This window comes from Cryobacterium sp. Y82, from assembly GCF_002929495.1.
GTDB lineage: Bacteria > Actinomycetota > Actinomycetes > Actinomycetales > Microbacteriaceae > Cryobacterium > Cryobacterium serini.
In genome coordinates this window covers 108672-132105 of the sequence record NZ_PJJJ01000034.1, presented here as the reverse complement: position 1 = coordinate 132105, position 23434 = coordinate 108672, and the positions used below count along the sequence as shown (strand labels likewise).

General features: G+C 61.2%; 18 protein-coding genes and 1 pseudogene. 10 read left to right on the top strand and 9 right to left on the bottom strand.

Annotation, left to right across the window (positions count from 1 at the left end; genetic code table 11):
* The first annotated feature begins 14 nt into the window (after positions 1 to 14).
* From CXY70_RS11555 to CXY70_RS11545, 3 genes are all read left to right on the top strand, one after another.
* Complete coding sequence (locus CXY70_RS11555; protein WP_104192517.1) at positions 15 to 1490, top strand: MFS transporter; 1476 nt, start codon at positions 15 to 17, stop codon at positions 1488 to 1490.
* Between the two features lie 142 nt (positions 1491 to 1632).
* The gene (locus CXY70_RS11550) at positions 1633 to 2130 is read left to right on the top strand and encodes a universal stress protein (RefSeq protein WP_104192516.1); all 498 of its coding nucleotides are present in this window, start codon (positions 1633 to 1635) and stop codon (positions 2128 to 2130) included.
* Between the two features lie 271 nt (positions 2131 to 2401).
* Positions 2402 to 3364, top strand: coding sequence for a glycerol dehydrogenase (locus tag CXY70_RS11545; RefSeq protein ID WP_233205902.1), 963 nt, complete (start codon positions 2402 to 2404; stop codon positions 3362 to 3364).
* Positions 3365 to 3467: 103 nt separating this feature from the next.
* Here the strand turns inward: CXY70_RS11545 and CXY70_RS11540 are convergent, their stop codons facing one another.
* On the bottom strand, positions 3468 to 4496 hold the full coding sequence (locus CXY70_RS11540; RefSeq protein ID WP_104192514.1) for an ATP-dependent 6-phosphofructokinase: 1029 nt from the start codon (positions 4494 to 4496) through the stop codon (positions 3468 to 3470).
* A 285-nt stretch (positions 4497 to 4781) separates the two neighbouring features.
* Here CXY70_RS11540 and CXY70_RS11535 point away from each other — a divergent pair, with 285 nt between their 5' ends.
* From CXY70_RS11535 to dhaK, 5 genes are all read left to right on the top strand, one after another.
* Positions 4782 to 6638, top strand: coding sequence for a LuxR C-terminal-related transcriptional regulator (locus tag CXY70_RS11535; protein ID WP_104192513.1), 1857 nt, complete (start codon positions 4782 to 4784; stop codon positions 6636 to 6638).
* Between the two features lie 109 nt (positions 6639 to 6747).
* Positions 6748 to 7593 carry a class II fructose-bisphosphate aldolase gene (locus CXY70_RS11530; protein WP_233205901.1) on the top strand — a complete coding sequence of 282 codons (846 nt, stop codon included), beginning with the start codon at positions 6748 to 6750 and terminating at the stop codon, positions 7591 to 7593.
* A 4-nt stretch (positions 7594 to 7597) separates the two neighbouring features.
* Positions 7598 to 8398 carry an HAD-IA family hydrolase gene (locus CXY70_RS11525; RefSeq protein WP_104192511.1) on the top strand — a complete coding sequence of 267 codons (801 nt, stop codon included), beginning with the start codon at positions 7598 to 7600 and terminating at the stop codon, positions 8396 to 8398.
* Complete coding sequence (gene dhaL, locus CXY70_RS11520) at positions 8395 to 9033, top strand: dihydroxyacetone kinase subunit DhaL (RefSeq protein ID WP_104192510.1); 639 nt, start codon at positions 8395 to 8397, stop codon at positions 9031 to 9033. The genes CXY70_RS11525 and dhaL overlap by 4 nt, the downstream gene beginning before the upstream one ends.
* Before the next feature lie 66 nt (positions 9034 to 9099).
* Positions 9100 to 10095, top strand: coding sequence for a dihydroxyacetone kinase subunit DhaK (dhaK, locus tag CXY70_RS11515; RefSeq protein WP_104192509.1), 996 nt, complete (start codon positions 9100 to 9102; stop codon positions 10093 to 10095).
* A gap of 439 nt (positions 10096 to 10534) precedes the next feature.
* Here the strand turns inward: dhaK and CXY70_RS11510 are convergent, their stop codons facing one another.
* Positions 10535 to 11866 (bottom strand): class I SAM-dependent methyltransferase, encoded by a 1332-nt coding sequence (locus tag CXY70_RS11510; RefSeq protein ID WP_104192508.1) that lies wholly within the window; start codon positions 11864 to 11866, stop codon positions 10535 to 10537.
* Positions 11863 to 13242, bottom strand: a complete 1380-nt coding sequence (locus CXY70_RS11505) for an FAD-binding oxidoreductase (protein WP_104192507.1) — start codon at positions 13240 to 13242, stop codon at positions 11863 to 11865. Before CXY70_RS11505 ends, CXY70_RS11510 begins: the two co-directional genes overlap by 4 nt.
* A 107-nt stretch (positions 13243 to 13349) precedes the next feature.
* On the opposite strand from CXY70_RS11505, the gene CXY70_RS11500 reads away from it, so the two are divergent.
* Positions 13350 to 13739 carry a YdeI family protein gene (locus tag CXY70_RS11500; protein WP_233205900.1) on the top strand — a complete coding sequence of 130 codons (390 nt, stop codon included), beginning with the start codon at positions 13350 to 13352 and terminating at the stop codon, positions 13737 to 13739.
* Positions 13740 to 14172: 433 nt separating this feature from the next.
* Positions 14173 to 17268 (top strand): hypothetical protein, encoded by a 3096-nt coding sequence (locus tag CXY70_RS11495; protein WP_104192506.1) that lies wholly within the window; start codon positions 14173 to 14175, stop codon positions 17266 to 17268.
* A gap of 174 nt (positions 17269 to 17442) precedes the next feature.
* Here CXY70_RS11495 and nrdF read toward each other — a convergent pair whose 3' ends face one another.
* The 6 genes and pseudogenes from nrdF to CXY70_RS11465 all read right to left on the bottom strand — a co-directional run bounded on the left by nrdF (position 17443) and on the right by CXY70_RS11465 (position 23423).
* Positions 17443 to 18417, bottom strand: coding sequence for a class 1b ribonucleoside-diphosphate reductase subunit beta (gene nrdF / locus CXY70_RS11490; RefSeq protein WP_104192505.1), 975 nt, complete (start codon positions 18415 to 18417; stop codon positions 17443 to 17445).
* A gap of 71 nt (positions 18418 to 18488) precedes the next feature.
* On the bottom strand, positions 18489 to 20594 hold the full coding sequence (gene nrdE, locus CXY70_RS11485) for a class 1b ribonucleoside-diphosphate reductase subunit alpha (RefSeq protein ID WP_104192617.1): 2106 nt from the start codon (positions 20592 to 20594) through the stop codon (positions 18489 to 18491).
* A gap of 29 nt (positions 20595 to 20623) precedes the next feature.
* Entirely contained in the window at positions 20624 to 21028 is a 405-nt protein-coding gene (gene nrdI / locus CXY70_RS11480) for a class Ib ribonucleoside-diphosphate reductase assembly flavoprotein NrdI (protein ID WP_104192504.1), read from the bottom strand.
* Between the two features lie 63 nt (positions 21029 to 21091).
* Entirely contained in the window at positions 21092 to 21325 is a 234-nt protein-coding gene (nrdH, locus tag CXY70_RS11475; protein WP_104127791.1) for a glutaredoxin-like protein NrdH, read from the bottom strand.
* Between the two features lie 487 nt (positions 21326 to 21812).
* Positions 21813 to 22172: pseudogene (locus CXY70_RS11470) on the bottom strand (substrate-binding domain-containing protein); the annotation flags it as partial.
* Positions 22173 to 22271: 99 nt separating this feature from the next.
* Entirely contained in the window at positions 22272 to 23423 is a 1152-nt protein-coding gene (locus CXY70_RS11465) for a cystathionine gamma-synthase (protein ID WP_104192503.1), read from the bottom strand.
* Positions 23424 to 23434 lie beyond the last annotated feature (11 nt).

Genomic DNA, 23434 nt, shown 5'->3' with positions numbered 1-23434 from the left:
AGAATCATTGGACCATGCCGAACAGCACTCCTGCCTCCTCCGAACATGCCGACAGGCTAAAGCGGCAAGCCTTCTGGGTGTGCGTCGGAGTTGCTTCACTCACCATCCTCGACCTGTCCAAGATCAATGTTGGCTTGCCGGCCATCGAGCAGTCGCTCGGCGGCGGCACCACCGAACTCCAGCTCATCGTCGCGGGTTATGCACTCGCCTTCGGGCTGGCGCTGGTACCGTCCGGTCGGCTGGGCGACATTCATTCCCGGCGACTCATGTTCATCGTCGGCCTCAGCTCGTTCACTGCGGCGAGCATCCTGTGCGCGCTCGCGCCCACGATCGAATTTTTGATCGTGGCGCGTATCGTGCAGGGAATTGCTGCGGGAATTCAGATGCCGCAGGTTCTCGGGCTAATCCAACAGCTGTACCAGGGCGCGGCACGCGGGCGCGCCTTCGGCTTGTTTGGAGCGGTCATCGGCGTTTCGACGGCCTTCGGACCAACCCTCGGCGGCCTCCTGATCGCCGTCGGCGGCCCAGATATCGGCTGGCGTCTATCGTTCTGGATGAACGTGCCACTGGGCCTTCTGGCGCTTTACTTTGCGATGCGAGTGCTTCCTAAACGCCAGACTCATGAGCGAGAACGCACGGGGCTCGACCTCGTCGGCATCCTGTTTCTGGGCATTGCCACTCTCGGCCTCATGCTTCCGTTCGTGCTGACAACCGGCGCTCCAACGGATGACCCCCGCCGCTGGTTCTGGCTGATTGTGTTCGGTCTTTCCGGCGCCGCGTTCTTCAAGTGGGAACGGCGCTACCAGCAAATCGGTAAATCACCCGTTGTGAACTTCGCGCTTTTTCGCACGGCGTCCTATCGCAACGGGATCCTGATTTCGACGGCCTATTTTGCGGCAATTCCGCCGTACTTTTTGCTGGTCACCCTTTTTCTGCAGCAGGGCCTCGGGCTTGAGCCCGTCTTCGCCGGAATGGTGAGCATCTCGTTTGCCCTCGCCTCCGCGGTCATGTCGTGGATCGGCGGTCGTCTGGTCTTTCGTTGGGGCCGCCAGCTCGTTGCCCTCGGCCTGGTCACCGTCATGATCGGTTTTGTGCTCGTTCTACTAGCGGGATTGTTCGCCTCGGTGGACCTCGCACCATGGCTGATCGCCGCAGCCATGACAATGACCGGTGCCGGCGGTGGTCTCGTCATTTCGCCAAACCAGACGCTCACCCTGAGCGAGGTTCCGGTCACTCAGGGAGGCGTCGCCGGGTCAATGGCGCAGGTAGGTCAGCGGGTGGGAACGGCGATTGGAGTCGCGGCGATAATCTCGACCTTCTACGCAACGTTGTATGCGGAGGCGAGCCAGCCTGACCGTGTGCAGGTGTTTCGTGACGGCTTTCTCAACGGAATCCTGGTCGCGCTGGTACTCCTCGCCGTAGCCCTGGTGTTCGCCCTGGTCGACCTGTTCGGACGCCAAACAGAAACGTCCGCCCTGCCGAACACCTGAACGTGACATTTTCTTCGTCGATGAATGAGAGTCTCCGCATTGGCAAACGGCGTCTGGGGGCGGAATCTGCCATGCTGGCCGTGAGCCGAGACGACCGTCGATCCTGTCGGTCTGCCGGGCGCCGAAATCAAAGGAGTACAGCATGAGCGCGTACGTGATTGTTGGGGTGGTGCCCGGCCAGCCGGATACCGTCGTGGAGCGGGCGGCCGTGTTCGCGGCACGTTTCGATGCGGAACTGGTGTGCGCCTCCGTGGACGCCAGCCAGTACCGGGTTTACAACCTGGGCGACGGCACGATGACGAGTCTGCCGTTCAGCGCGGACTCGCCCGAAATTGCGGAGGACAAATTCGACCCGGATCTCGCATCGCGCCTGGCCGCGCTCCTCGACGGAGGCGCTCTCCCCTGGAGCACCCGGGCATTGGCAGGCAATCCGGCCCAGGCCCTCGGCGACTTGGCCGATACTCTCAATGCCGCGATGATCGTAGTCGGAACCCGGGAGGCGACGTTGCGGGCCAGCCTGCAGGAGTTCATCAACGGTTCGGTGGCGGCGCAACTGGCGCACCGTCAGCATCGTCCGGTGGTGGTGATTCCGCTCGCCCCGGTTCCGGCCGATCAGGCCCTGCCCTGGGACCCGGCCTGATCGCGCGCTGCAGGATCCAGCGGCGGTAGGCCGACGCCATCCGACTCGAGCCCGCACGCGTAGCCCGGACAACTGCGCAGACCTCGCCCCCTCGGCGCCCTGCAGGTGAATCGCGTTTGCCTCCGTCAGAAGTTCGCGCCCAGCTATGGGGAGATGACGGGGGAAACTCCCCACGTACAACGAGGAATTCCCCATTGTTCCGTGTGTGGTGCCGGGCGTAGCGTCGGCTACAGGTCGCCACTCGCTACCTGGAGTATTCAGTCAAAGGAGATTGTTCCGCGAGAAATTTAACGGTATCCCGCACCCGAAGGAAATCGGGCGCTTCGTAGAGCTCCTCAAAAAGCACAACGCGGACATTGACGTTTCTGTCGGTGGAGGAAGCACGCACGATACGGCCAAGGCCGCCGGCCATGACGCTGGTATCCGTTGGGTGACCGTACCGACCACAGCATCGGTCGACGCGCCGACCTCGACGCTGGGTGTCATCTACACCGAGGACCACGCATTCCTTGAGTATCTTTATTTTCCTCGCAACCCTGATCTGGTGCTGGTGGACACGCAGATTGTCGCGAACGCCCCGGCCGAGTTCCTTATCGCCGGCGTCGGTGACGCGCTCGCTACCTGGCTTGAGGCGAAGGCTGTCGCAGGGTCTTTCTCCGACACGATCGCGGGAGATCTTCCCACCCTCACCGGCACGGCGCTCGCCCGTCTATCGTGGGATGTCTTGTGGGAAAACGCCATTCCGGCTATCGCCGCCGTGCGCGATCATGTCGTCACACCGGCTCTAGAGAAGGTCATCGAGGCGAACACGTTGCTCTCCGGTCTTGGGTTTGAGTCCGGCGGTCTGGCGGCAGCGCACGCGATCCACAACGGTCTCACTGCCGTGCCGCAGACCAGGGGTGTTCAGCACGGCTACAAGGTGAATGTTGGATCGGTGACGCAGCTCGTCCTTGAGGGAGCACCGTTCGCCGACATTCGGGCGTTTGTGGAGTTCACAACCCGCGTCGGACTGCCGACCACCCTGACTGAGGTTGGTATCGACGTTGACGACGCGGAAACACTGCGCATCGTCGCCGAGGCGGCCACGGCAGAAGGCGAGACGATTCACAACATGTCGTTCGAGGTCACGGCGGAGAGCGTCATGTACGCGCTCATCTCGGTCGAGCGCCTGTCTCGTCAAATCCGTGCTGAGGCAGGCTTGCCTGAACCAGTCAAGTACGAGGCCCACCACTAGGCTCACGACATACCCAGGTATACCAGCGCAGGGGTATCCACCGGCCACCAGTCGGCGGATTCCCCCTGTTGGAGTTTCGTAGTTACCATTGCCCTGCCGTGGGCTACCCGAACAGAATCGCGGCTTCGTCATAGCGTTGCTGCGGCACTGTTTTGAGCGAGTCGAGCGCCTCCGCGAGGTTGACGCGAACGATGTCCGTCGCGCGCACCGCCACCATGCTGCCCCAATCGCGGTCGTGAACGGCCCCAACCGCAGCGATGCCGAGACGGGTTGCAAGGACCCTATCGGAAGCACTGGGGACGCCGCCACGCTGAATGTGCCCAAGCGTTGTTGCGCGGGTTTCAATACCGGTTCGCTCTTCGATGATGGGCGCGAGGCGCTCGCCGATCCCGCCGAACCGTGGGCGGTTGAACGCGTCAAGTCCTCGCGCGTAGTGCGGCTGTGCCATCTCGTCTGAGATGAAACCTTCCGCGACGACGATGAGCGGCGCGCGGCCACGCCGAAACGGTTTTTGCACCCACTCACAGATCTCAGCAAGGTTGGACCGCTGCTCGGGAATGAGAATCGCGTGTGCACTAGTTGCCATTCCGGCGTGCAAGGCGATCCATCCGGCGTTTCGACCCATTACCTCGGCGATCATGCACCGGTGGTGTGATTCACCGGTCGTCTTGAGCCGGTCGATCGCCTCCGTGGCGATCTCGACCGCGGTGTCAAAGCCGAACGTGTAATCGGTCGCCGAGAGATCGTTGTCGACCGTCTTGGGCACGCCGATAATCGGAATACCAGCGTCACTGAGAATTTTCGCGGCGGCGAGCGTTCCTTCACCACCGATCGCGATGAGGACGTCTACTCCGAGCGCCTTCAGGTTCGTTCGAACGTGCTCGATGCCCCCTCCCTCGCCCAGCGGATTCGTCCTGGACGTACCGAGGATCGTGCCGCCGAGCTTCGATATTCCGCGTACGCTCATCCAATCCAGATCGATTGTGTTGCGATCGAGCACGCCACGCCAGCCATCGACGAACCCAATGAAAGTGTCATCACTCCGGCGGATACCGCAAAGTACGCACGCACGGATGACAGCGTTAAGACCGGGACAGTCACCTCCGCTGGTCAGAATTCCGATGTGGGCCACTGCGCTTCACCTACCACGTCGCGTCTCCTTTTCATGTGGTGCGATGATGCAATACCTGATCCTCCACGCTCACCATCAGGAGCCGTCACCGACACTTCCTAGGCAACCATGCGCCCCTCAAACAGACTATGAGGACTTCCCACACGTCGGCGTAGGGAAAGGACGTAGGGAAAACCAGCATCGAACATGATCTACTTGGCAGTGGCCCCGGCACGCAGGTGCAGTGACACATGTTGTCCTTGATGCCTAGTCGGGCTGTTTGCCATTCGTCAGAGAGGACGTAATATGCACACTCCCGAGAACCTCGTAATCGATTCGTCAGTCGGGTTGCGCGACCAGCTGGACACTGTGACAGATCTCGCCCGGGACCTTGCGGGACGCTTCGAGTTGGCGCCGCTGCTTGAACGCATCCTCGGTCATGCGATTGCGCTCCTGGGTTGTGAGAGTGGTTCGATCTCGCTGGACGACGAGGCCAGCAGAATGTATACCAAAAAAGTTGACCTCGGGGTCGGCTGTCACGAAGGGCAGACATTTTCGCTCGACGAGGGCGTCACTGGCGAAGTCGTCCATAGTCGTGGAACCGTCATCCTCGACGAGTACGCGTCGGTACTGCGCGCCGGTCACATTGCAGCAGATGACCCGCGGTTGCACTGCGCTGTCATCGGAGTACCCATTAAATGGGATGACAGCATCGTTGGAACGTGCGTCATTTTTAGCGCCACTCCTGGGCGTGTGTTCACGACGACAGACGCCAAACTCGCCGAACTCTTCGCGCATCACGCGGCGATTGCACTCGCGAACTCAACACTGTATGCAAAGGCCGCCGACCGCACTCGCGAGGCAGCCGTGGCTGCAGAACGAGAACGGGCCGTACGGGACGTCCATGAGACAGTCGGAAGGTCGCTTGCATCGTTGCTCCTCCACCTCGACGAGGCGGACAGGGCGAACCGCAACGGCGAACCTGCCGCAGTGTTCATCAGCAGCGCCCGCACGGTCGCCCATGACGCCTTGACCGAGACGCGCCGTACGGCACTCGGCCTTGGCCCGGCATCGCTGGAGGGCCGAACGCTCGACGCAGCGATCGATACAGAGCTTGCCTGGGTGGAGTCCATGTGTATGACAACGACTGAACTCGTTATCGTCGGCACGCCGCGACCTCTCGCGCCAGAGATTGCACACCAGACATTCAAGATCGTCCAAGAGGCCCTCAGCAACGTTGTCTCGCATGCCAGTGCCGGAAGCGCTCGAGTCGGACTCGTCTACGACACCGAGGTGCTGTCAGTTTTAATCGATGACGACGGGCGAGGTTTTGACCTCGCCGAGGCCCACGGCGGGCACTTCTCGTCGTTGTCTTCCGGGTGCCTCGGGCTCCACGGGATGATGTCGCGCGCAAGTCACCTTGATGGCGAGCTCGTCATCGATACGACTCCGGGATGGGGAACGAAGATCCGAGCGACTATCCCGTATATTTCCGGAACCGGCGAAATCGTCCCGCAGCCGCGCTGGAAGGTTCTCATTGCGAACGACCAGCCGATTATCAGCGCCGGACTCGTTCGGCTGCTGCACCTGAGCGAACCTGCAATCCAGGTCACCGCGGAGTTGAGTTCAGGCCGTCAGCTGGTCGATGCCTACGAGATGCTCCGCCCGGACGTGCTCATCGTCGACCTCCGGGCGCTCAACGGAGAACTATTCGGCACGCTCGCGAAGATCCGTGAATTCGACCCAAACGCCACAATCGTTGTCCTCACAGAAAACCCGACCGTTGACCAAATCCGTTCAGCAACGCAAGCAAACGTGCGCGGATTCCTCAGCCTCAAATCCGACGCGGCAACGATCTCACGCGTAATCATTGCCGCATGTCGTGGCGAAGCGCTGCTTCAAAACGACATTCTCGACCACCTCACAGTACTCTCCTCACACGGATCCGACGATGACACTCTCACTCCACGGGAGCGTCAGGTGCGCCCACTTGTCGAGCAGGGCATGGCAGATAAGCAGATCGCCAGCATGTTGTTCATTTCGGTCAAGACGGTCGAAAAGCACGTCGGATCATTGCTCCGAAAAACCGGCGCCCACAATCGCACGATGCTCGTGCACATGAACAGGGCGCACGCTTCGGAAGCCGCGATCGCCGAGCATTAGAGGATTCCCCACCTCGAAAAGGAGGGGGAATCCTGTATGGCTTATCACGTCCGACCTGCCCTATCGTAAAGATACCCAAAACACGGAGGTTGCTGTGAGTGTCGTGCCAATGAAAGACATCGTCGATCGCGCATTCAGTGCGCGCTACGGTGTCCCTGCCATAAATGTCTTCAACGATTTAACGTTGGAAGCAGTGCTCGCTGGGGCCGTGGAGGCCAGGTCGCCAGTGATTGTTCAGACCTCAGTGAAGACCGTTCGGAGTATCGGGTCTGGCGTGTTCGCCAGTCTCTGGCGGTCGCTGACCGAGGGAATAGAGGTTCCGGTCTCATTACACTTAGACCACTGCCCGGATCGCGCAGTGGTGACAGAGTGCCTCAAGCAGGGCTGGAACTCAGTGCTCTTTGATGCCTCTGCACTACCCGTCGAAGAGAATCAGCGGCAGACGATCGAAGTCGTGAAAGAGGCCCGGCTCTACGGCGCTCACGTCGAGGGCGAGATCGAGGCCATCACGGGTGTCGAAGACGACCACGGATCCGACCAGGAAACGGCGCGACAGTCGCTCGAAGTCTCGCTGCGTTTTATCGAGGCGACTGGTGTTGACGTCTTTGCCCCGTCGATTGGTAATGCGCACGGCACGTACAAGGCCACACCCGTCCTCGATTTCGGTCGGGTAAGTGACATTGTGAGGAGCCATCCAATCCCAATCGCCTTACATGGCGGAAGCGGTCTCACCTCAGCACAGTTCAGTGATCTGATCGCGCGAGGTTGCGCGAAGGTCAACATATCGACCTCCCTCAAGGAAACTTTCATGAAGTCAAGCTTCGCCTTCCTCACTGAGGCGCAGAAGCGCGACAAATGGGATCCGCCGTCGCTCTTTGCAAGCACTCGGGCCGACATCATGCACCTCGTCGTCGATCTGGCAGGTCAATTCGGCAGCGCTAATAAGGCGTGGTGAAGCGATGCCGGCTCTGATTTTCGACTGCGATGGCGTACTCGCCGACACGGAGCAGTACGGTCACCTACCCGCGTTCAACCAAACTTTTCGCGAATTCGGGCTGCCCGTGCAGTGGAGTGTCCAGGACTACGCCGACAAGGTAAAAATTAGTGGAGGCAAGGAACGGTTGATGAGCTTGGTCACGCCCGAGTTTGCTGAACTGATAGAAATCCCCGACGACCCGACGGCACGCACCGCTCTCGTAGCGGCATGGCATCGCCGGAAGACCGAGATCTACACGGATCTCATTGAGGGCGGTGTCGTTCCGGCACGACCCGGTATCGATCGAATCGTGCGGGAGGCGAGTGCGGCAGGATGGACCCTCGCGGTCGCGTCCACATCGGCGGAGCCATCCGTTCGCGCAGTCCTCACACACGCCGTCGGTCCCGAGCACGCGTCACAGTTCGCGGTTTTTGCGGGCGACATCGTGGCGAAGAAGAAGCCGGAGCCCGACATCTATCTGCACGCTCTCGCTGAGCTTGGAATCTCGCCAGAAGAAGCAATCGTTATAGAGGACAGCGAAAACGGCTTGCGCTCCGCGACGACGGCCGGTCTGCGAACCGTCGTGACGGTAAGCAGCTACACCTTTCGCGAGGACTTCTCCGCCGCTTCCCTCGTGGTCTCTTCACTGGGCGACCCGAATCCCGGCGAGATGACCCGGGTGATCGCGGACCCGTACAACATCGATCCAGGGCCGTTCATTACGCTGCGCGATCTCGCCCATGTGGCGGCGCTCTCTCGCCCCAAACCTCAGGAGACCCAATGAAGACGCGCAGCATCATCGACACCGAATTCGTTGTCCGATCAATCGCCGAAACCGCGATCGAAAACGAAGCCGCGTTCTGCGAACTCGACTCCGTCGTGGGAGACGGCGATTTCGGATATTCGCTTGCGCGCGGTTTCGAGAAAGTACTCGAAGAATGGGACGTCTACGACCGCACCGACTCGAGCGTCTTTCTCCAGAAAATCGCGCGCACAATCACGAGCCGTCTTGGTGGGACCTCCGGCCCCCTCTGGGGTACCGCCTTCCTTCGCGCCTCCAGCGCAGTGCGCGGTCTCGATACGGTCGGCGGAGCCGATGTCGTCGCAATGCTGCGAGCGGCGATCGAGGGCATCAAGGAACGCGGCAAGTCTGATGTCGGCGACAAGACGCTGCTCGACGCGCTCGTCCCGGCGACTGACGCTGTCGAGGCAGCCGTCGCAAAGGGCTCGTCTTTCGAAAAGACAGTCGAGGAAGCCGCGAAAGCCGCACGCGAAGCAGCAGAGGCGACCAGTTCTTTACAGGCAAGACGTGGACGCGCCAGTTACACCGGTGAGCGCAGTATCGGCTCGCCCGATGCCGGTGCGATCGCCGTGGCCGTCATCCTCGAGCGGCTCTCCACACTACCGCGAGCCCGCTAACCCATAGGCTTTTCTGCCCCACTAGAACCCAAACCCCATCCAACATCACAAAGACGTGGAGAAACCATGAAGAAGTTCATCAACGATCCGAAGAATTTCGTCCCGGACATGCTCAAGGGCCTTGCACTCGCAAATCCTGACACGTTGAGGTACGTCCCGGAGTACAACCTCATCCACCGTGCCGATGCACCCAACGCAGATAAGGTGACCATCATCCAGGGTTCCGGGTCAGGCCACGAACCCGCCCACGTCATGACTGTTGGCAGAGGAATGCTCGACGCTGCCTGCCCCGGAGATGTCTTCGCTGCGCCTCCCGTCGACTACGTGTACGAGACGACGAAACTGCTCGCCTCACCGAAGGGAGTGCTGCTGCTTGTCAACAATTACACCGGAGACCGAATGGCGTTTGAGATGGCGCAGGAAATGGCACGCGCCGACGGCATCAGGGTCGAGACGCTCTTCATTGACGACGACGTCGCGGTCAAGGACTCGCTCTACACGATCGGTCGTCGCGGTGTTGCCGGCAACTTTTTCGTGATGAAGGCAGTCGGCGCGGCCGCGGAAGCCGGTGCCGACCTTGATGAAATTATCCGGATAGGCGAGAAGGTCAACTCGGTTACGCGTACGATGGGCGTCGCGCTGACGGCCTGTACACCGCCCTCGAAAGGGTCACCCCTTTTCGATCTCGGCCCGGACGAGATCGAGATCGGCGTCGGCATTCACGGTGAGCCCGGGCGCAGGCGCGGCAATCTCGTCTCGGCAGACGAAATCGTGGATGACATTCTCGGAGCCGTCATCACGGATTTGCCGTTCACGTCCGGCGATCGTGTTGCAGTCATGGTCAACGGCCTGGGCGGCACGCCGATCAGTGAGCTCTACCTGCTGTACGGCCTGGCACACGAGAAACTAGTCAGCGCGGGCATCACCATCGGGCGTAATTACGTTGGCGAGTACTGCACGTCGCTTGACATGGCAGGCGCGTCGATCACCCTCGTCAAGCTCGACGAGGAAATCGAATCGCTGCTCGCAGCACCGGCCGAGATCGCGATCCGCGTTTTCTGACAGTAGAGACTTGCCACTCAGTGCCGGCTCGGGCGATAAAGAACGCGGTCATCGCGCCACGTTTTCGATAGCCATCTGGCGCGCATGGTTCCGGTCTGATCCCAGTCGGCGACCACCATGGCCCAATACTGATCGAGCGGGACGCCCATCGCGCCGCGCCGGCGTCGTGTCTTCAAGCTGAGGGTTCATCCCCTGAAACCAGGCCTGGACGACACGCGGCTGGTCCCGCTCGATGAGCAGACCGGCGACATTTCGCTCTTGGGTCCCGTTTTGATATTGAGTACCCATTTCGTAAAACATCATCTGACCAAGTATCCTGCGGGTTCACGGACTGGTCGACGAGCGTCTTCGTGCTGCGCCAAACGGTCATCACGACGGTCGGATCGGTGAAACGATCAGGCCGCGGCCGGCGCATCCCCACTGCTTCACGGATCGGGGGCTACGGCGTCCACCACGGCCGCAACGGCAGCTCGCCGAGACCGGCACCCCCGTCGGGCTTGGCCATCAGCACCTGATGCAGCTGGATCCCATTGCTCTCGAACGCGAGCCGTGAGCCCGCCATGTACAGCCCCCACACCTTCGCGGTGGGGAGGCCGACCTCGGCGACCGCCTCGTCCCAATGCGCGACGAGGTTGGTGCACCAGTCGCGCAGCGTCAGCGCATAGTGCTGACGCAGGTTCTCCTCGTGCAGCACCTCGAGCCCCGCATCCTGCGCTTCACTGATGATCCGGCCCGAGCCGGTGAGCTCCCCGTCGGGGAAGACGTAGCGATCGATGAACCCGCGGGTCGCCGCTTCGCTTCGATTCTCTGGCCGCGTGATGCAGTGGTTGAGCAGCAGACCGCCGGGGCGGAGCCTGGAACGCAGAAAACCGAAGTACGACGAATAGTTGCGCACTCCGATGTGCTCGAGCAGCCCAATGGACGACACCGCGTCAAAGCCGGTTTCTGCGATGTCGCGGTAGTCGCCGTGGCGAACCTCCGCGACATCGCTCAGGCCCTCCTCGGCGATGGCGCGCTGCGCCCACACGGTTTGCTCGCTCGACAGCGTCACTCCGGCGGCCCGCACACCGCGGCGTGCGGCGTAACGCACCATGCCGCCCCAGCCGCACCCAACGTCGAGCAACCGGTCGCCCGGCTTTAACCGAAGCTTCTCAAACACGAGCCGATACTTGTTCTCCTGTGCCTCATCGAGGGAGGCCTCGTCGCCTGGGTAGCAGGCGCAGGTGTACGTCATCGATGGCCCGAGCACCCACTCGTAGAACCGGTTCGAGACGTCGTAGTGGTGGTGGATCGCCTCGGCATCGCGGCCCTTGCTGTGCCGGATCCCCCCGATGGCGCGACGCCAGCGCGGTAGTGCTTCTTCCGACGGCGGCGCGATCGGGCGCAGCTGCCCCACACCGATAGAACGGATGATGTCCACCATCAGCCGCGCCGGTGGCCGAGTGAAGACCAGGCTGTCGGCAAGCGCCTTGAGCAGTTCATAGGGATCACCGGGGTGTACCCCGTGCATCTCGAGGTCGCCGGCGATATAGGCGCGGGCCAGTCCGAGGTCGCCGCGACCCGTGGCGAGGTAGGTCGTGCCGCGCGGCGTCAGCAGATCCAGCCCGAACGGCGCGCCTTGCGGTCCGGCTGCGCTCCCGTCGTAGGCGGTGAATCGCACCGGCAGGCGGCCCCCGGCCAAAATCTCCAGCACCTGGGCGAGACTGAGCCTTCCCGCCGCCGCATCCGTTGCATCCGCTGCATCCGTTGCCCGATCCTTAAACGTGGTCATCGTCGTTGCACCGCCTTCGCGTAGAGGTCGAGGAGACGTGATTCGGGGTCGTATCGATTTTTTAGGGCTCGGTAGCTGTCCCCGCCGTAGAGTTCGTCGAACTCCGGCCGGGAATAGTAGGAGTCGGAGTACAGCGACTTGTGCCCGTCAAGTTCGCCGACTTTGCGTTCAATCAGCCGGTTCGTCGCCCCGTCGCTGGATCCAACCGGTACCGTCGACCAGAAGCCGACGTTGACGTAGCTCTGCTGGGGCCGGATCGGGTAGAGCGGCCAACGGTCATCGTCTTTCAAGCGCAGCGGGCACAGCCAGACCGGCGCGATCGGTACGGTGTTCAGAAACCAGTCCAAAAACTCCGCGCACCGGTTGATCGGGATCTCCACGTCTTGTACGACTCGCTCGCGGGGCGGCCTGCCGCTCAGTTTCTCGATGCGCTCGCCGATGTGGAACCGTTGTTCGAGCTTCATCAGCTTTGCATAGGTGCTGCTGCGCCGGTAGCGCCCGGGCCAGATCCTGCGAATCAGCGGATGCTGTGCGCCGAACGCCTCGGAGCACCAGAACCAGTCTGTGTCCCAGCGCCACAGGTAGTCGTGGATGGTGAGGCGGTCATCCGTCGCCCCGCGCTCATGCTGAATGGAGCGATAGTAGATCTGTTGGTCGGTGTAGTCGCTGACTGGGCCGGCCGCGCTGGTCTGACGACCCACGCAGAGGTAGCTTTCATCGGCACTGAACACCACGCCGTCGAGGTAGTCGACGGCAGCGCCGTCGAGGCGGCCGGTCGCCATGATGCCGTCCATCGCCGCGACCAGGTCTATGAGCGAGTGGAACCGCACCTGCGTGAGCGCGACGAACGGCTTGACGGGCTCGAGTTCGATGCGCAGGCGCACCGCATAACCCAGCGTCCCGTAGGAGTTGGGGAAGGCGCGGAACAGGTCGGCGTTCTGGCCGGGCGACGCGGTGATCATCTCCCCGGCGCCGGTGAGAATATCCATCTCCAGCACCGACTCGTGCGGCAGACCGTTGCGAAACGACGTCGACTCGATGCCGAGACCGGTCACCGCGCCGCCGAGGGTGATGGTCTTCAGCTGCGGCACGACCAGAGGCGCCAACCCGTGGCGCAGCGTCGCAGCCACGAGGTCATCATAGGTGCACATGCCGGCCACATCCGCCGTTCGCGCCGCCACATCAACGGCGATGACGCCGGTCAAACCAGACGTGTCGAGGCCCCGCGCGCTGTTCTTAGTGCGTGTGCGGAACAGATTGGAGGTGGACTTGGCCAGTCGAATCGGTGCCGTCGCGGGAACGGCGCGATAGCTTTGCAGAAGGCGCTGCACGCCGGCGGCGTGAGCGCTCTTGGCGTCAACCACAGCAGCGGGCACGCCCTCACGTTAGTCTCGGTCGGCGCGATCGCACCAGTGCCCATTTTCACTTCATCGCTGGACAATGGTGTGAGCCACAATCTGGTGCGTTCTGGCAGACTCAGGCCATGACCACGACGATCGCCACCCCGGGCGGCACGCCAGAGCGGCCGGCGATCTTCTTCGCCACGCCCGAGGAGTTTCGCAACTGGCTTGAGGCGAACCATGCCACCGCGGCGAAACTCTGGAGGGGCCTTCACAAGAAGCACGTGCCCGACGGCGGGCTCACCTGGGAGCAGGCCGTTCTCGAAGCGTCGTGCTTCGGCTGGATCGATTCCGTAGCCCAGCACATCGACGAAGATGCGCGGCGCCAGCGCTGGACTCCGCGTAAGTCCGCGAGCACCTGGTCGAGCGTCAACATTGCGTTGGTCGAGAAGCTCACCGCAGAGGGGCGGATGCGCGAGGCCGGCATCGCCGCGTTCGCGCGCCGGCGTGAAGACAGAACGGGTGTGCAATGAGCGCACCGTAGCCCTCGAACAGTCCGACGGGCGTTGGCAGAAGGTCGTCGCCGAACCGGCGGTGCGGGAGGAACGTACGTGTCAGATCGCCGGACGAGTACTCACCCAGCAGGACTGGGCGGAGTTCTTGGGATCTCGTTCGTACGCCCCGGCATGCGGGGAATAGGCCCGGCTGTAGCTATGCAGGGCGTGGTCACGAAAAATCAAGCGGATGTCCAATGAGCTGCTTTACCAGCTGGACTCTGACTCAACCAGACACGATAATACGCGGGTCTGTCGCACCCGGTTGGTGCCCGACATCGGCGCGTGAGCAAAGGAGCCGCAGGTGTCGCAAGTCAACGGGCCACGAGTTTATGGGCCGCAAGTCATGGCCCCAATGGCGACTCCCGTGAGGGGCCGGATTCGACGTGGGGTGGTCTTCTTAAAATGGGCGATGGTGGCGTTGGCTACCCTGATCGCTCTCGGGGAGATTGATCGTCTCATTGCGGGCGTGATGGGCTCTGACGGCCGAAGCCATCAGCTGAACGTGGTGATCGGTCCCCTTGCGTTTACCGAGCAGTCGGCCTGGGCGGGCTGGGCATCAAGTGAACTTCCCGCTGGGACGGGCAGCTGGATCATCGCTTCACTGGTGATTGACGCCGTCTTCGTGCTCTCCTACGTGCAATTGCTGAAGCGACTACTGCACCGCGCAGTCGGGGACGGCGTTCGAATATCCGGGCTCCTCCTCGGCTGGCTCGTTGTGGCCGAGCTTGTGGAGCTAATCCTGGTCCTCTGTGGCGCGCTGATACTTATCTATTTTCCCGCCCTTTCGTTCACAGTTATACCCTTTACCGTGGCCCTTGTCGCGACGATAAAGTGGGCGCTTGCCATCCTGCTCGCAGTTGCAATTCTTCGCAATTCTGGAACGCGCTCAACGCTTTCGCGTATTGGTTCCCGCGTCCTACAGGCAATCTGGGTGCATCGTTTGACGGCAGTAGTGGTCGTCGTACTCATCGGCCTGTCCTGCGTCCCTTCGGATGGTGTCCTCGACCAGCTTCCTGACCTGCAGCGCCAGTGGCTTGACGATTGGCGCACCGGTTTGGTCCACCTGATCGTTGCCGCAGCCGCCCTGATGCTGGCATCACTGGTGAGCTTCGTGCTCGGTCGGCAACGCACCCGTGCCAGCATCGACACGAGGGTGCGGATGATTCTCGACAGCAACAAGGCCCCAGGCCGGCAATGGCTGTGGTGGCTTATCCCTGTCGGCGCCTGGGCCGTCGCGGCGATGATAACGGGGACAGTCGCCTTCGTCGAGGGCCTCGCATGGTCGGCAGGGCTGGCCCAATTCAACCCGCACATGACGATCACTTTCCTGTCGATACCTCTCGTGCTCGTAGTCGTGTTGCTGATGAAGCGTTTCCCAAATTCCCGGGGCAAAGCGAATGCGGTTTCCGATCCTGAACGGGCAATTTACACCTGGCTGGTCGGCGACGTTCTCGCTGTCGTCGTGCTGTCTGTCGGCGGCCTCGGACTCGTTCGTTCGTTCACTGGTCCGGTCTTCCTGGGGCTGGAGCCTGACAAGTGGCCCTTCTCCGTTTTGCTGTTTGTGGTCGGAATCCTGGTCGCGGTTTACTCACCGCGGTTACTCAATAGTCTCAATCCAGAATATTTCACGGCTCGTCAGGCACTGTGGGTCAGGTCCAACCTCAACCCGCGACAGTGGTTACAGAGCCTTGCCGCTCACAACAACCCAGTGCCCGTGCGGTCACAGCAGCACCTCCAAACCGCGCGCTGGTGGTTATTCGGCATTCTCTGCGTCGGGGCGTTAATTATCCTGGCGGTCACCGTACTTCCCCTCGACATTCCTCGCATCCTCGGAGGCGTCGGTGTCACCGTGCTGCTCCTGAGTGCGTGGGTTGCGATCCTGGGAGCATTCACCGTGGTGCTGCAGGACTATCAACTTCACCCACTGTTTAAATTGCTGCGGCTGCGGGCTGCTCCGGTGCTCACCCTTGCCATTACGATCCCGCTCGCGCTTTCGGCCCTGTACACGACTGGGGGAGCAGACCCGACGGTACATGCCGTCCGCACCATGGCCGAGAGCCCTCCTGCCGCAGGTGCAGCAGCTGCGGTCGCGACCGCCACCAATGAACCGTCCCCTTTGCTGAAACGGCTCATAAAGACCAAATGTCTGGCAACCACGCCTGATGGCAGAGTAGTCAAACCAGTCGTCGTCGTTGCGGCCGAGGGCGGGGGCATCCGCGCCGCGTTCTGGACGACCGAAGTGCTCGCTCAGTTGGACGCTCACGGCGGATGCCTCTCTGAGGCGGTGCTCGTCTCCAGCGGCGTGAGCGGTGGTTCCGTCGGACTCGCTCTCACTCACGTCGTGCGCGATTCGAAAGAATGGGATACCAAGCTCCAGAAGCTCGGCGGCCCAGCTACCGTAGCGACAGCGGTGTCCGGTCTTCTCTCGAGCGATCTCATTGCCTCCACTCTCGGAATCCACATTCCGTCTGCGGGAGGCATTGGCAGTGGTATGTGGCGGGACCGCGCTTCGCTCATCGAAGCGAATTGGATTGGTTCAGTCCCTGAACTCGGCGACCGGTTCGACCGGGACCCTCGGGATGGGACAGGCTTCATCATTCTCAACTCGACGGACGCCAGGTCGAAGTGCCGCGTTCTGGTCAGCCAATTGACAGCGCCAGACGAGTCTGCGGCCACGGGCACTCCGAAAGCAGGTGACTCCACTGGATTGGAGGTCGATCCTCCCCTGGACTGCTCGTCGTCCGCCAGCCAACCAGCTGCCAGCGGATCTCTGGACCTCATGCACGGTGACCAATGCTCACTCTCCCTCGATTGGGCGGCTGCGGCGATGCTCTCCGGGCGGTTTCCCATTATCACGCCTGCTGGTCGACTGCCGAGCGGTACTGCTGAGTGCACAGCGGGCACCGACAGTCAGCTCATCGACGGCGGATATGCGGAAGGTTCCGGGCTCGGCACAATTTCCGACATTGCACCCGATATCGCCAACGCGATTCGCGGCTACAACGCCACGGTAGACCCCGAAGTCGGTGCCTATGCGATGCCGATCCTGCTCTTCCTTCGAAATGGAGCTGGCTTCGACCTAGCGGACAAGGTGTCAGAAATTACCGCAGAACCGTTGGTGCCCATCGTCGGATTCAGCGCCAAAGGGAAGCAATCTGACCAGAACGCGTGGGTTCAGCGCATCACCGCGAGCCTGGCGGCATCCTGCCCGACACCAGGAGGCTCGCACGCGGGAACGCCGGCGGAGCAGCAGACCGCTGTGGACGGCGAAACGAAGTGCGCTGAAACTCAGAAAGACCTCCACGATGTAATTCCCGATGGTGTCGTTGTCGTCGCACCATCCACCCGTCCCACAATCGTCCCCCCGTTGGGTTGGGCTCTGTCATCGTTCAGTCGCTCCAGCCTGAGCGAAGCGCTCTCGCATGAAATGGTTGACTCACCCTGTGACTTAACGAACCAAGGCTATGCACGGTTCTGCGGCCTCCTCAAGCTGTCAAGCAAGTAGGCCTTCCTTTACTCCGTCAGCCGCTGCGGCCGGAGGTTCGTGCCGACGTCCCGAGCTGTTCGCTGTCTGTGACAAAACTGGAGCATCATTTGCATCGGGCGAGAGATGCCGAGGACCCCGTTGCCAGCAGCCAGGTTCACTGGATAGGTGGCAACGGGGTCCTTGTGCGTGTCCCTAGAAGTCCCAGTCGTCGTCTTCGGTAACAACAGCCTTGCCGATGACGTACGACGATCCCGAGCCCGAGAAGAAGTCGTGGTTCTCGTCGCCGTTCGGTGAGAGGGCGGAGAGAATCGCCGGGTTCACGTCGCAGACGTCCTTCGGGAAGATCGCCTCATAGCCGAGGTTCATCAGTGCCTTGTTGGCGTTGTAGTGCAGGAACATCTTGACGTCTTCGGTCAGGCCGACCTCGTCGTACAGGTCCTGCGTGTACTGCACCTCGTTCTCGTACAGCTCGAACACAAGGTTGAAGGTGTAGTCCTTGATCTCGTCGCGACGCTCCTGCGTCTCCTTCTCGAGACCCTTCTGAAACTTGTAGCCAATGTAATAGCCGTGCACCGCTTCATCACGAATGATCAAACGGATGAGGTCGGCCGTGTTGGTCAGGCGGGCCCGGCTGGAGAAGTACATCGGCAGGTAGAAGCCCGAGTAGAACAGGAACGACTCGAGCAACACCGAGGCGACCTTGCGCTTGAGCGGGTCATCGCCCTGGTAGTAATCCATCACGATCGAGGCCTTGCGCTGCAGGTTCTCGTTCTCGGTCGACCAGCGGAACGCCTCGTCGATCTCCTTGGTGGAGGCGAGCGTCGAGAAGATCGAGGAGTAGCTCTTGGCGTGCACCGACTCCATGAACGCGATGTTCGTGTAGACGGCCTCTTCGTGCGGGGTGATGGCATCCGGAATCAACGACACGGCGCCGACGGTGCCCTGGATCGTGTCGAGCAGGGTCAGCCCGGCGAACACGCGCATGGTGAGCTGCTGCTCGACCGGCGTGAGCTGGTTCCACGACTGGATGTCGTTGCTGAGCGGAATCTTCTCCGGCAGCCAGAAGTTGTTGGTCAGCCGGTTCCAGACCTCGACGTCTTTCTCGTCTTCGATCTTGTTCCAGTTGATCGCATCAACGTGCGACACCAGTTTGAGCTTGTCAATCATGGGTTCCTCCGGGAGCCGTACCACTACAGTTATTCAGAAATTTACAGCAAACTCACTTGAGCGCGTTTTGCTCACAGTGCGCAGGACACGCAACCTTCAATTTCCGTGCCCTCGAGCGCCATCTGACGCAGGCGGATGTAGTAAATGGTCTTGATGCCCTTTTTCCAAGCGTAGATCTGGGCGCGGTTGATGTCACGGGTGGTCGCGGTGTCCTTGAAGAACAGGGTCAGCGAGAGGCCCTGGTCTACATGCTGGGTCGCCGCCGCATACACGTCGATGATTTTCTCGTAGCCGATTTCGTAAGCATCCTGGTAGTACTCGGTGTTGTCGTTCGTCATGAACGGCGCCGGGTAATACACGCGACCCAGCTTGCCTTCCTTGCGAATTTCAATCTTCGCCGCGATCGGGTGGATCGACGCGGTCGAGTTGTTGATGTACGAAATCGACCCGGTCGGCGGCACGGCCTGCAGGTTCTGGTTGTAGATTCCGTGCTTGACAACGGATGCCTTCAGCTCGGCCCAGTCAGCCTGCGTCGGAATCGACACTCCGGCCTGGGCGAACAGCTCGGCGCCGCGCACGGTCGATGGCTCCCAGACCTGGTCGGTGTACTTGTCAAAGAACACCCCGGACGCGTAGGTGGAGTTTTCGAAGCCCTCAAAGGAGCGGCCGCGCTCCATGGCGATGGCGTTGGAGGCGCGCAGCGCGTGGAACAACACCGTGTAGAAGTAGATGTTGGTGAAGTCAATGCTCTCTTCGCTGCCGTAATAGACGCGCTCACGGGCAAGGTAGCCGTGCAGGTTCATCTGGCCGAGACCGATGGCGTGCGAGCGGTCGTTGCCGTCTTCGATCGACCGAACCGAGCTGATGTGGCTCTGCTCCGATACCGCATTGAGGCCGCGAATGGCGGCATTGACGGTGCGTCCGAGGTCGCCGGAATCCATGGCCAGGGCAATGTTCATCGACCCGAGGTTGCAGGAGATGTCCTTGCCGATCTCGTTGTACGAGAGGTCTTCGTTGTAGGTCGTCGGGGTGTTCACCTGCAGAATCTCCGAGCACAGGTTCGACATGTTAATGCGACCCTCGATCGGGTTCGCCGCGTTCACCGTGTCTTCAAACATGATGTACGGGTAGCCCGACTCGAACTGAATCTCGGCGAGGGTCTGGAAGAACTCGCGTGCCTTCATCTTGGACTTCTTGATGCGCGGGTTGTCGACCATCTCGTGGTACTTTTCGCTCACCGAGATGTCGGCGAAGGGCACGCCGTAGACGCGCTCCACGTCATAGGGCGAGAAGAGATACATCCAGTCGTCGTTCTTGGCCAGCTCGAAGGTGATGTCGGGAATGACGACACCGAGCGAGAGGGTCTTGATGCGAATCTTCTCGTCGGCATTCTCGCGCTTGGTGTCGAGAAAACGCATGATGTCGGGGTGGTGCGCGTGCAGGTAGACAGCGCCAGCTCCCTGGCGGGCACCGAGCTGGTTGGCGTAGCTGAAGGAGTCTTCGAGCAGCTTCATGACGGGGATGATGCCGCTGGACTGGTTCTCGATCTGCTTGATCGGTGCGCCGGCTTCACGAATGTTGCTGAGCAGCAGGGCCACGCCGCCGCCACGCTTGGAGAGCTGCAGCGAGGAGTTGATGCCGCGTGAGATCGACTCCATGTTGTCTTCGATGCGCAGCAGGAAGCACGAGACGAGCTCACCGCGCTGGGCCTTGCCGGAGTTCAAAAAGGTGGGGGTCGCCGGCTGAAAGCGACCGGCGATGATCTCTTCAACCAAGGCAACGGCGAGCTTCTCATCACCGGATGCGAGACCCAGCGCGGTCATGACCACACGGTCTTCGAAACGCTCCAGGTACCGCTTGCCGTCGAAGGTCTTGAGCGTGTAGGAGGTGTAGTACTTGAATGCACCGAGGAACGACTGAAAACGGAACTTTTTGGAGTAGGCCAGATCGTTCAGGCTCGTGATGAACTCGAACGAATACTGGTCGAGCACGGCCTGCTCGTAGTATTCCTTCTCGACCAGGTAGTCGAGGCGCTCACGCAGCGAGTGGAAAAACACCGTGTTCTGGTTGACGTGCTGCAGGAAGAACTCGCGGGCTGCCTCGCGGTCTTTGTCGAACTGGATTTCTCCGTTCGGGCCGTACAGGTTGAGCATCGCGTTGAGCGAGTGGTAATCCATACCCAGCGGGGCGTCGATGGGCGTGATTTTCACGGCTGTTGTTTCCAAAATTCTTCCAATCCGTCGTGAACGATGCGCACATCATCCGGTGTTCCAAATACTTCAAAGCGATAGAGGTGCGGCACCTTACACTTGGCGGCGATGATGTCGCCGGCCAGGCAATAGGCGGTACCGAAATTCATGTTGCCGGCGCCGATGACGCCGCGGATCAACGACCGATTGGTCTCGTTGTTCAAAAACTTGATGACCTGCTTGGGCACAGCCCCGCCCTCGCTGCCGCCACCATAGGTGGGCACGCACAGCACGTACGGTTCCGTGGCCACGAGCGGCTCTTCGCGCGTATGGAGAGGTATGCGCGCTGCTTTCCGACCGAGCTTCTCGACGAAGCGGCGAGTGTTGCCCGATGTGCTCGAGAAATACACGATGTCAGTCATCTGTTGCGGCGATTCTGATCGGCAAGACATCCGGGTGAGTGGTGGCGTGCTGGTTGACGTGAGCTACGCGAGGCGAGCAGCGAGTGCGTTGATCTTGTCGGGGCGAAAGCCCGACCAGTGCTCTTCGTCGGTGATAACGACGGGCGCCTGTAGGTAGCCCAAAGCCTTGACGGCCTCCAGTGCGTTTTCGTCGACCGAGAGGTCGAGCACCTCGTACTCGATGCCCTTGTTGTCGAGGGCACGGTAGGTGGCCGCGCACTGTACGCAGGAGGGCTTCGTGTAAACGGTGATTGCCATGGTTATGGCCTTTCTTCTTGGCTGGTAAAGTCTAAATCTGTTCGATATACTTCGCAAGTATGTTCGATAAAACTCTTTGATCTCCGATGAGAAACCGTCAGGGATCGTCGTGCAAAGTGAGCAAGTGTACCGTCCGGCTGTAGTGCCTGACTGGACTTCCAATACTACATCTAGTGATCGCCGGACTCAAGAGCCACTACATGCAGTAATTACAATTGTGTAGTTATCCACCGACATTCCACATTTTGCCCACAGCTTGACGACGCAAAAGTGCCTGAATTCCGCGGAATCGCAACCAGTTATCCACAGGCTTCCCAGGCGACATTATTTTGCCTGTGGAATCACCGACGGCGTGTCGCGGCGTGGGCACTCGGGGGCATCCGACAGGTCAACTAAGCGATCCGCCAGGCACGCAGAAACGGGCCGGTCTCCACCGAAGTGGCGACCGGCCCGTTAGGCCGTTCGATTTAGCAGTAGGTGCTGCGCGCTACTTGGTCAGCGGGGACAGCTTCGGGTCGTTGGCGTATGCCTCGGCCGCGTTGTCCTTGGTCACGATGACCGGCGGGAGCAAGAACGCCGGAACGATCTTGTTGCCGTTGTCGTAGGTGTCATCGTTGGTCTCGGCAGTGCCGCCGGTCTGCAGGGTCTTGACCATGTCAATGGCCTGCTTCACGAGAACGCGGGTGTCCTTGTTGATGGTGGAATACTGCTCGCCGGCCATGATCGACTTAACCGACTCCACTTCGGAGTCCTGACCGGTGACGACGGGGACCGACTTGCCGGCAGACTTCACCGAGGTGATGATGGCGCGGACCAGGGTGTCATTGGGCGAGAGCACGCCGTCGACTTTCCGGGCCCGGGCCCGGAAAGTGGGCCCATGATAGATCATGGGCCCACTTCCTTAACATGGGCCCAGCCCGCGAAATATGAACCGTGCGACCGTCAATCAGGCGCGGGGTAGCGCGCTCTCGAGGTCGGCAATGAGGTCGGCAATATCTTCAATGCCGACGGAGAGGCGCACGATATTGTCGGGCACCTCAAGTTCGGTGCCGCGCACCGAGGCATGCGTCATCTCCGAGGGGTAGTTCACGAGAGATTCGACCCCGCCGAGCGATTCGGCGAGCTGGAACAGGTGCATCGATTCGGCGAACAAGCGCGCAGCAGCGGCTCCGCCGACGAATGCGAGAGAGAGCATGCCACCGAAGCCGGACATCTGCTTTTTCGCCAGGTCGTGCCCGGGGTGGCCGGGCAGTCCCGGGTAATACACCCGTTCGATGGCCGGGTGGCCGTCGAGAAATTCCGCGATGGCCTGGGCATTGCTGCAGTGCCGTTCCATGCGCACCGAGAGCGTTTTGATGCCGCGCACGGTGAGCCAGGAGTCGAGCGGAGCCGACACCGGGCCGGCCGCGAACTGCAGAAACCGGGCCTTCTCGTAAAGCTCGTCGTCATTGATGATGAGCGCACCACCGAGCACGTCGGAGTGGCCGCCGAGATACTTCGTGGTCGAATGCACAACCACGTCAGCGCCAAATTCCAGCGGATGCTGCAGCGCCGGCGACGCAAAAGTGTTGTCGACGATCGCGACTACGCCGTGCCGGTGCGCGATCTCGGCGAGCGCCGCGATGTCGCTGATCTTCATGAGCGGGTTGCTCGGTGTCTCCACCCAGAGGATTTTCGTTTCGGGGCGGATGGCCGCTTCGACCGCTGTGAGGTCGCTCATCTCGACCGTCGTGTTGAGCACACCCCAGGCGGCGTGCACCCGGTTGATGAGGCGGTGGGTTCCGCCGTAGACGTCGTTGCCGAGCACGACGTGGTCGCCGGGCTTGAGAATGGCACGCAGGATGGTGTCCTCAGCGGCGAGTCCGCTCGCGAACGCCAGGCCGTGCTTGCCACCTTCAAGGGCGGCAAGCAGCGTTTCGAGCACGGTGCGGGTGGGATTGCCGCCACGACTGTACTCATAGCCGCCACGCAGGTTGCCGATGCCGTCCTGAACGTAGGTGGAGGTCTGGTAGATCGGCGGAATGACTGCGCCGGTGGTCGGGTCGAAGGCCTGACCGGCATGGATGGCGATCGTGTCGAATTTCTGATTATCGGTCATTGTGGGCTCCT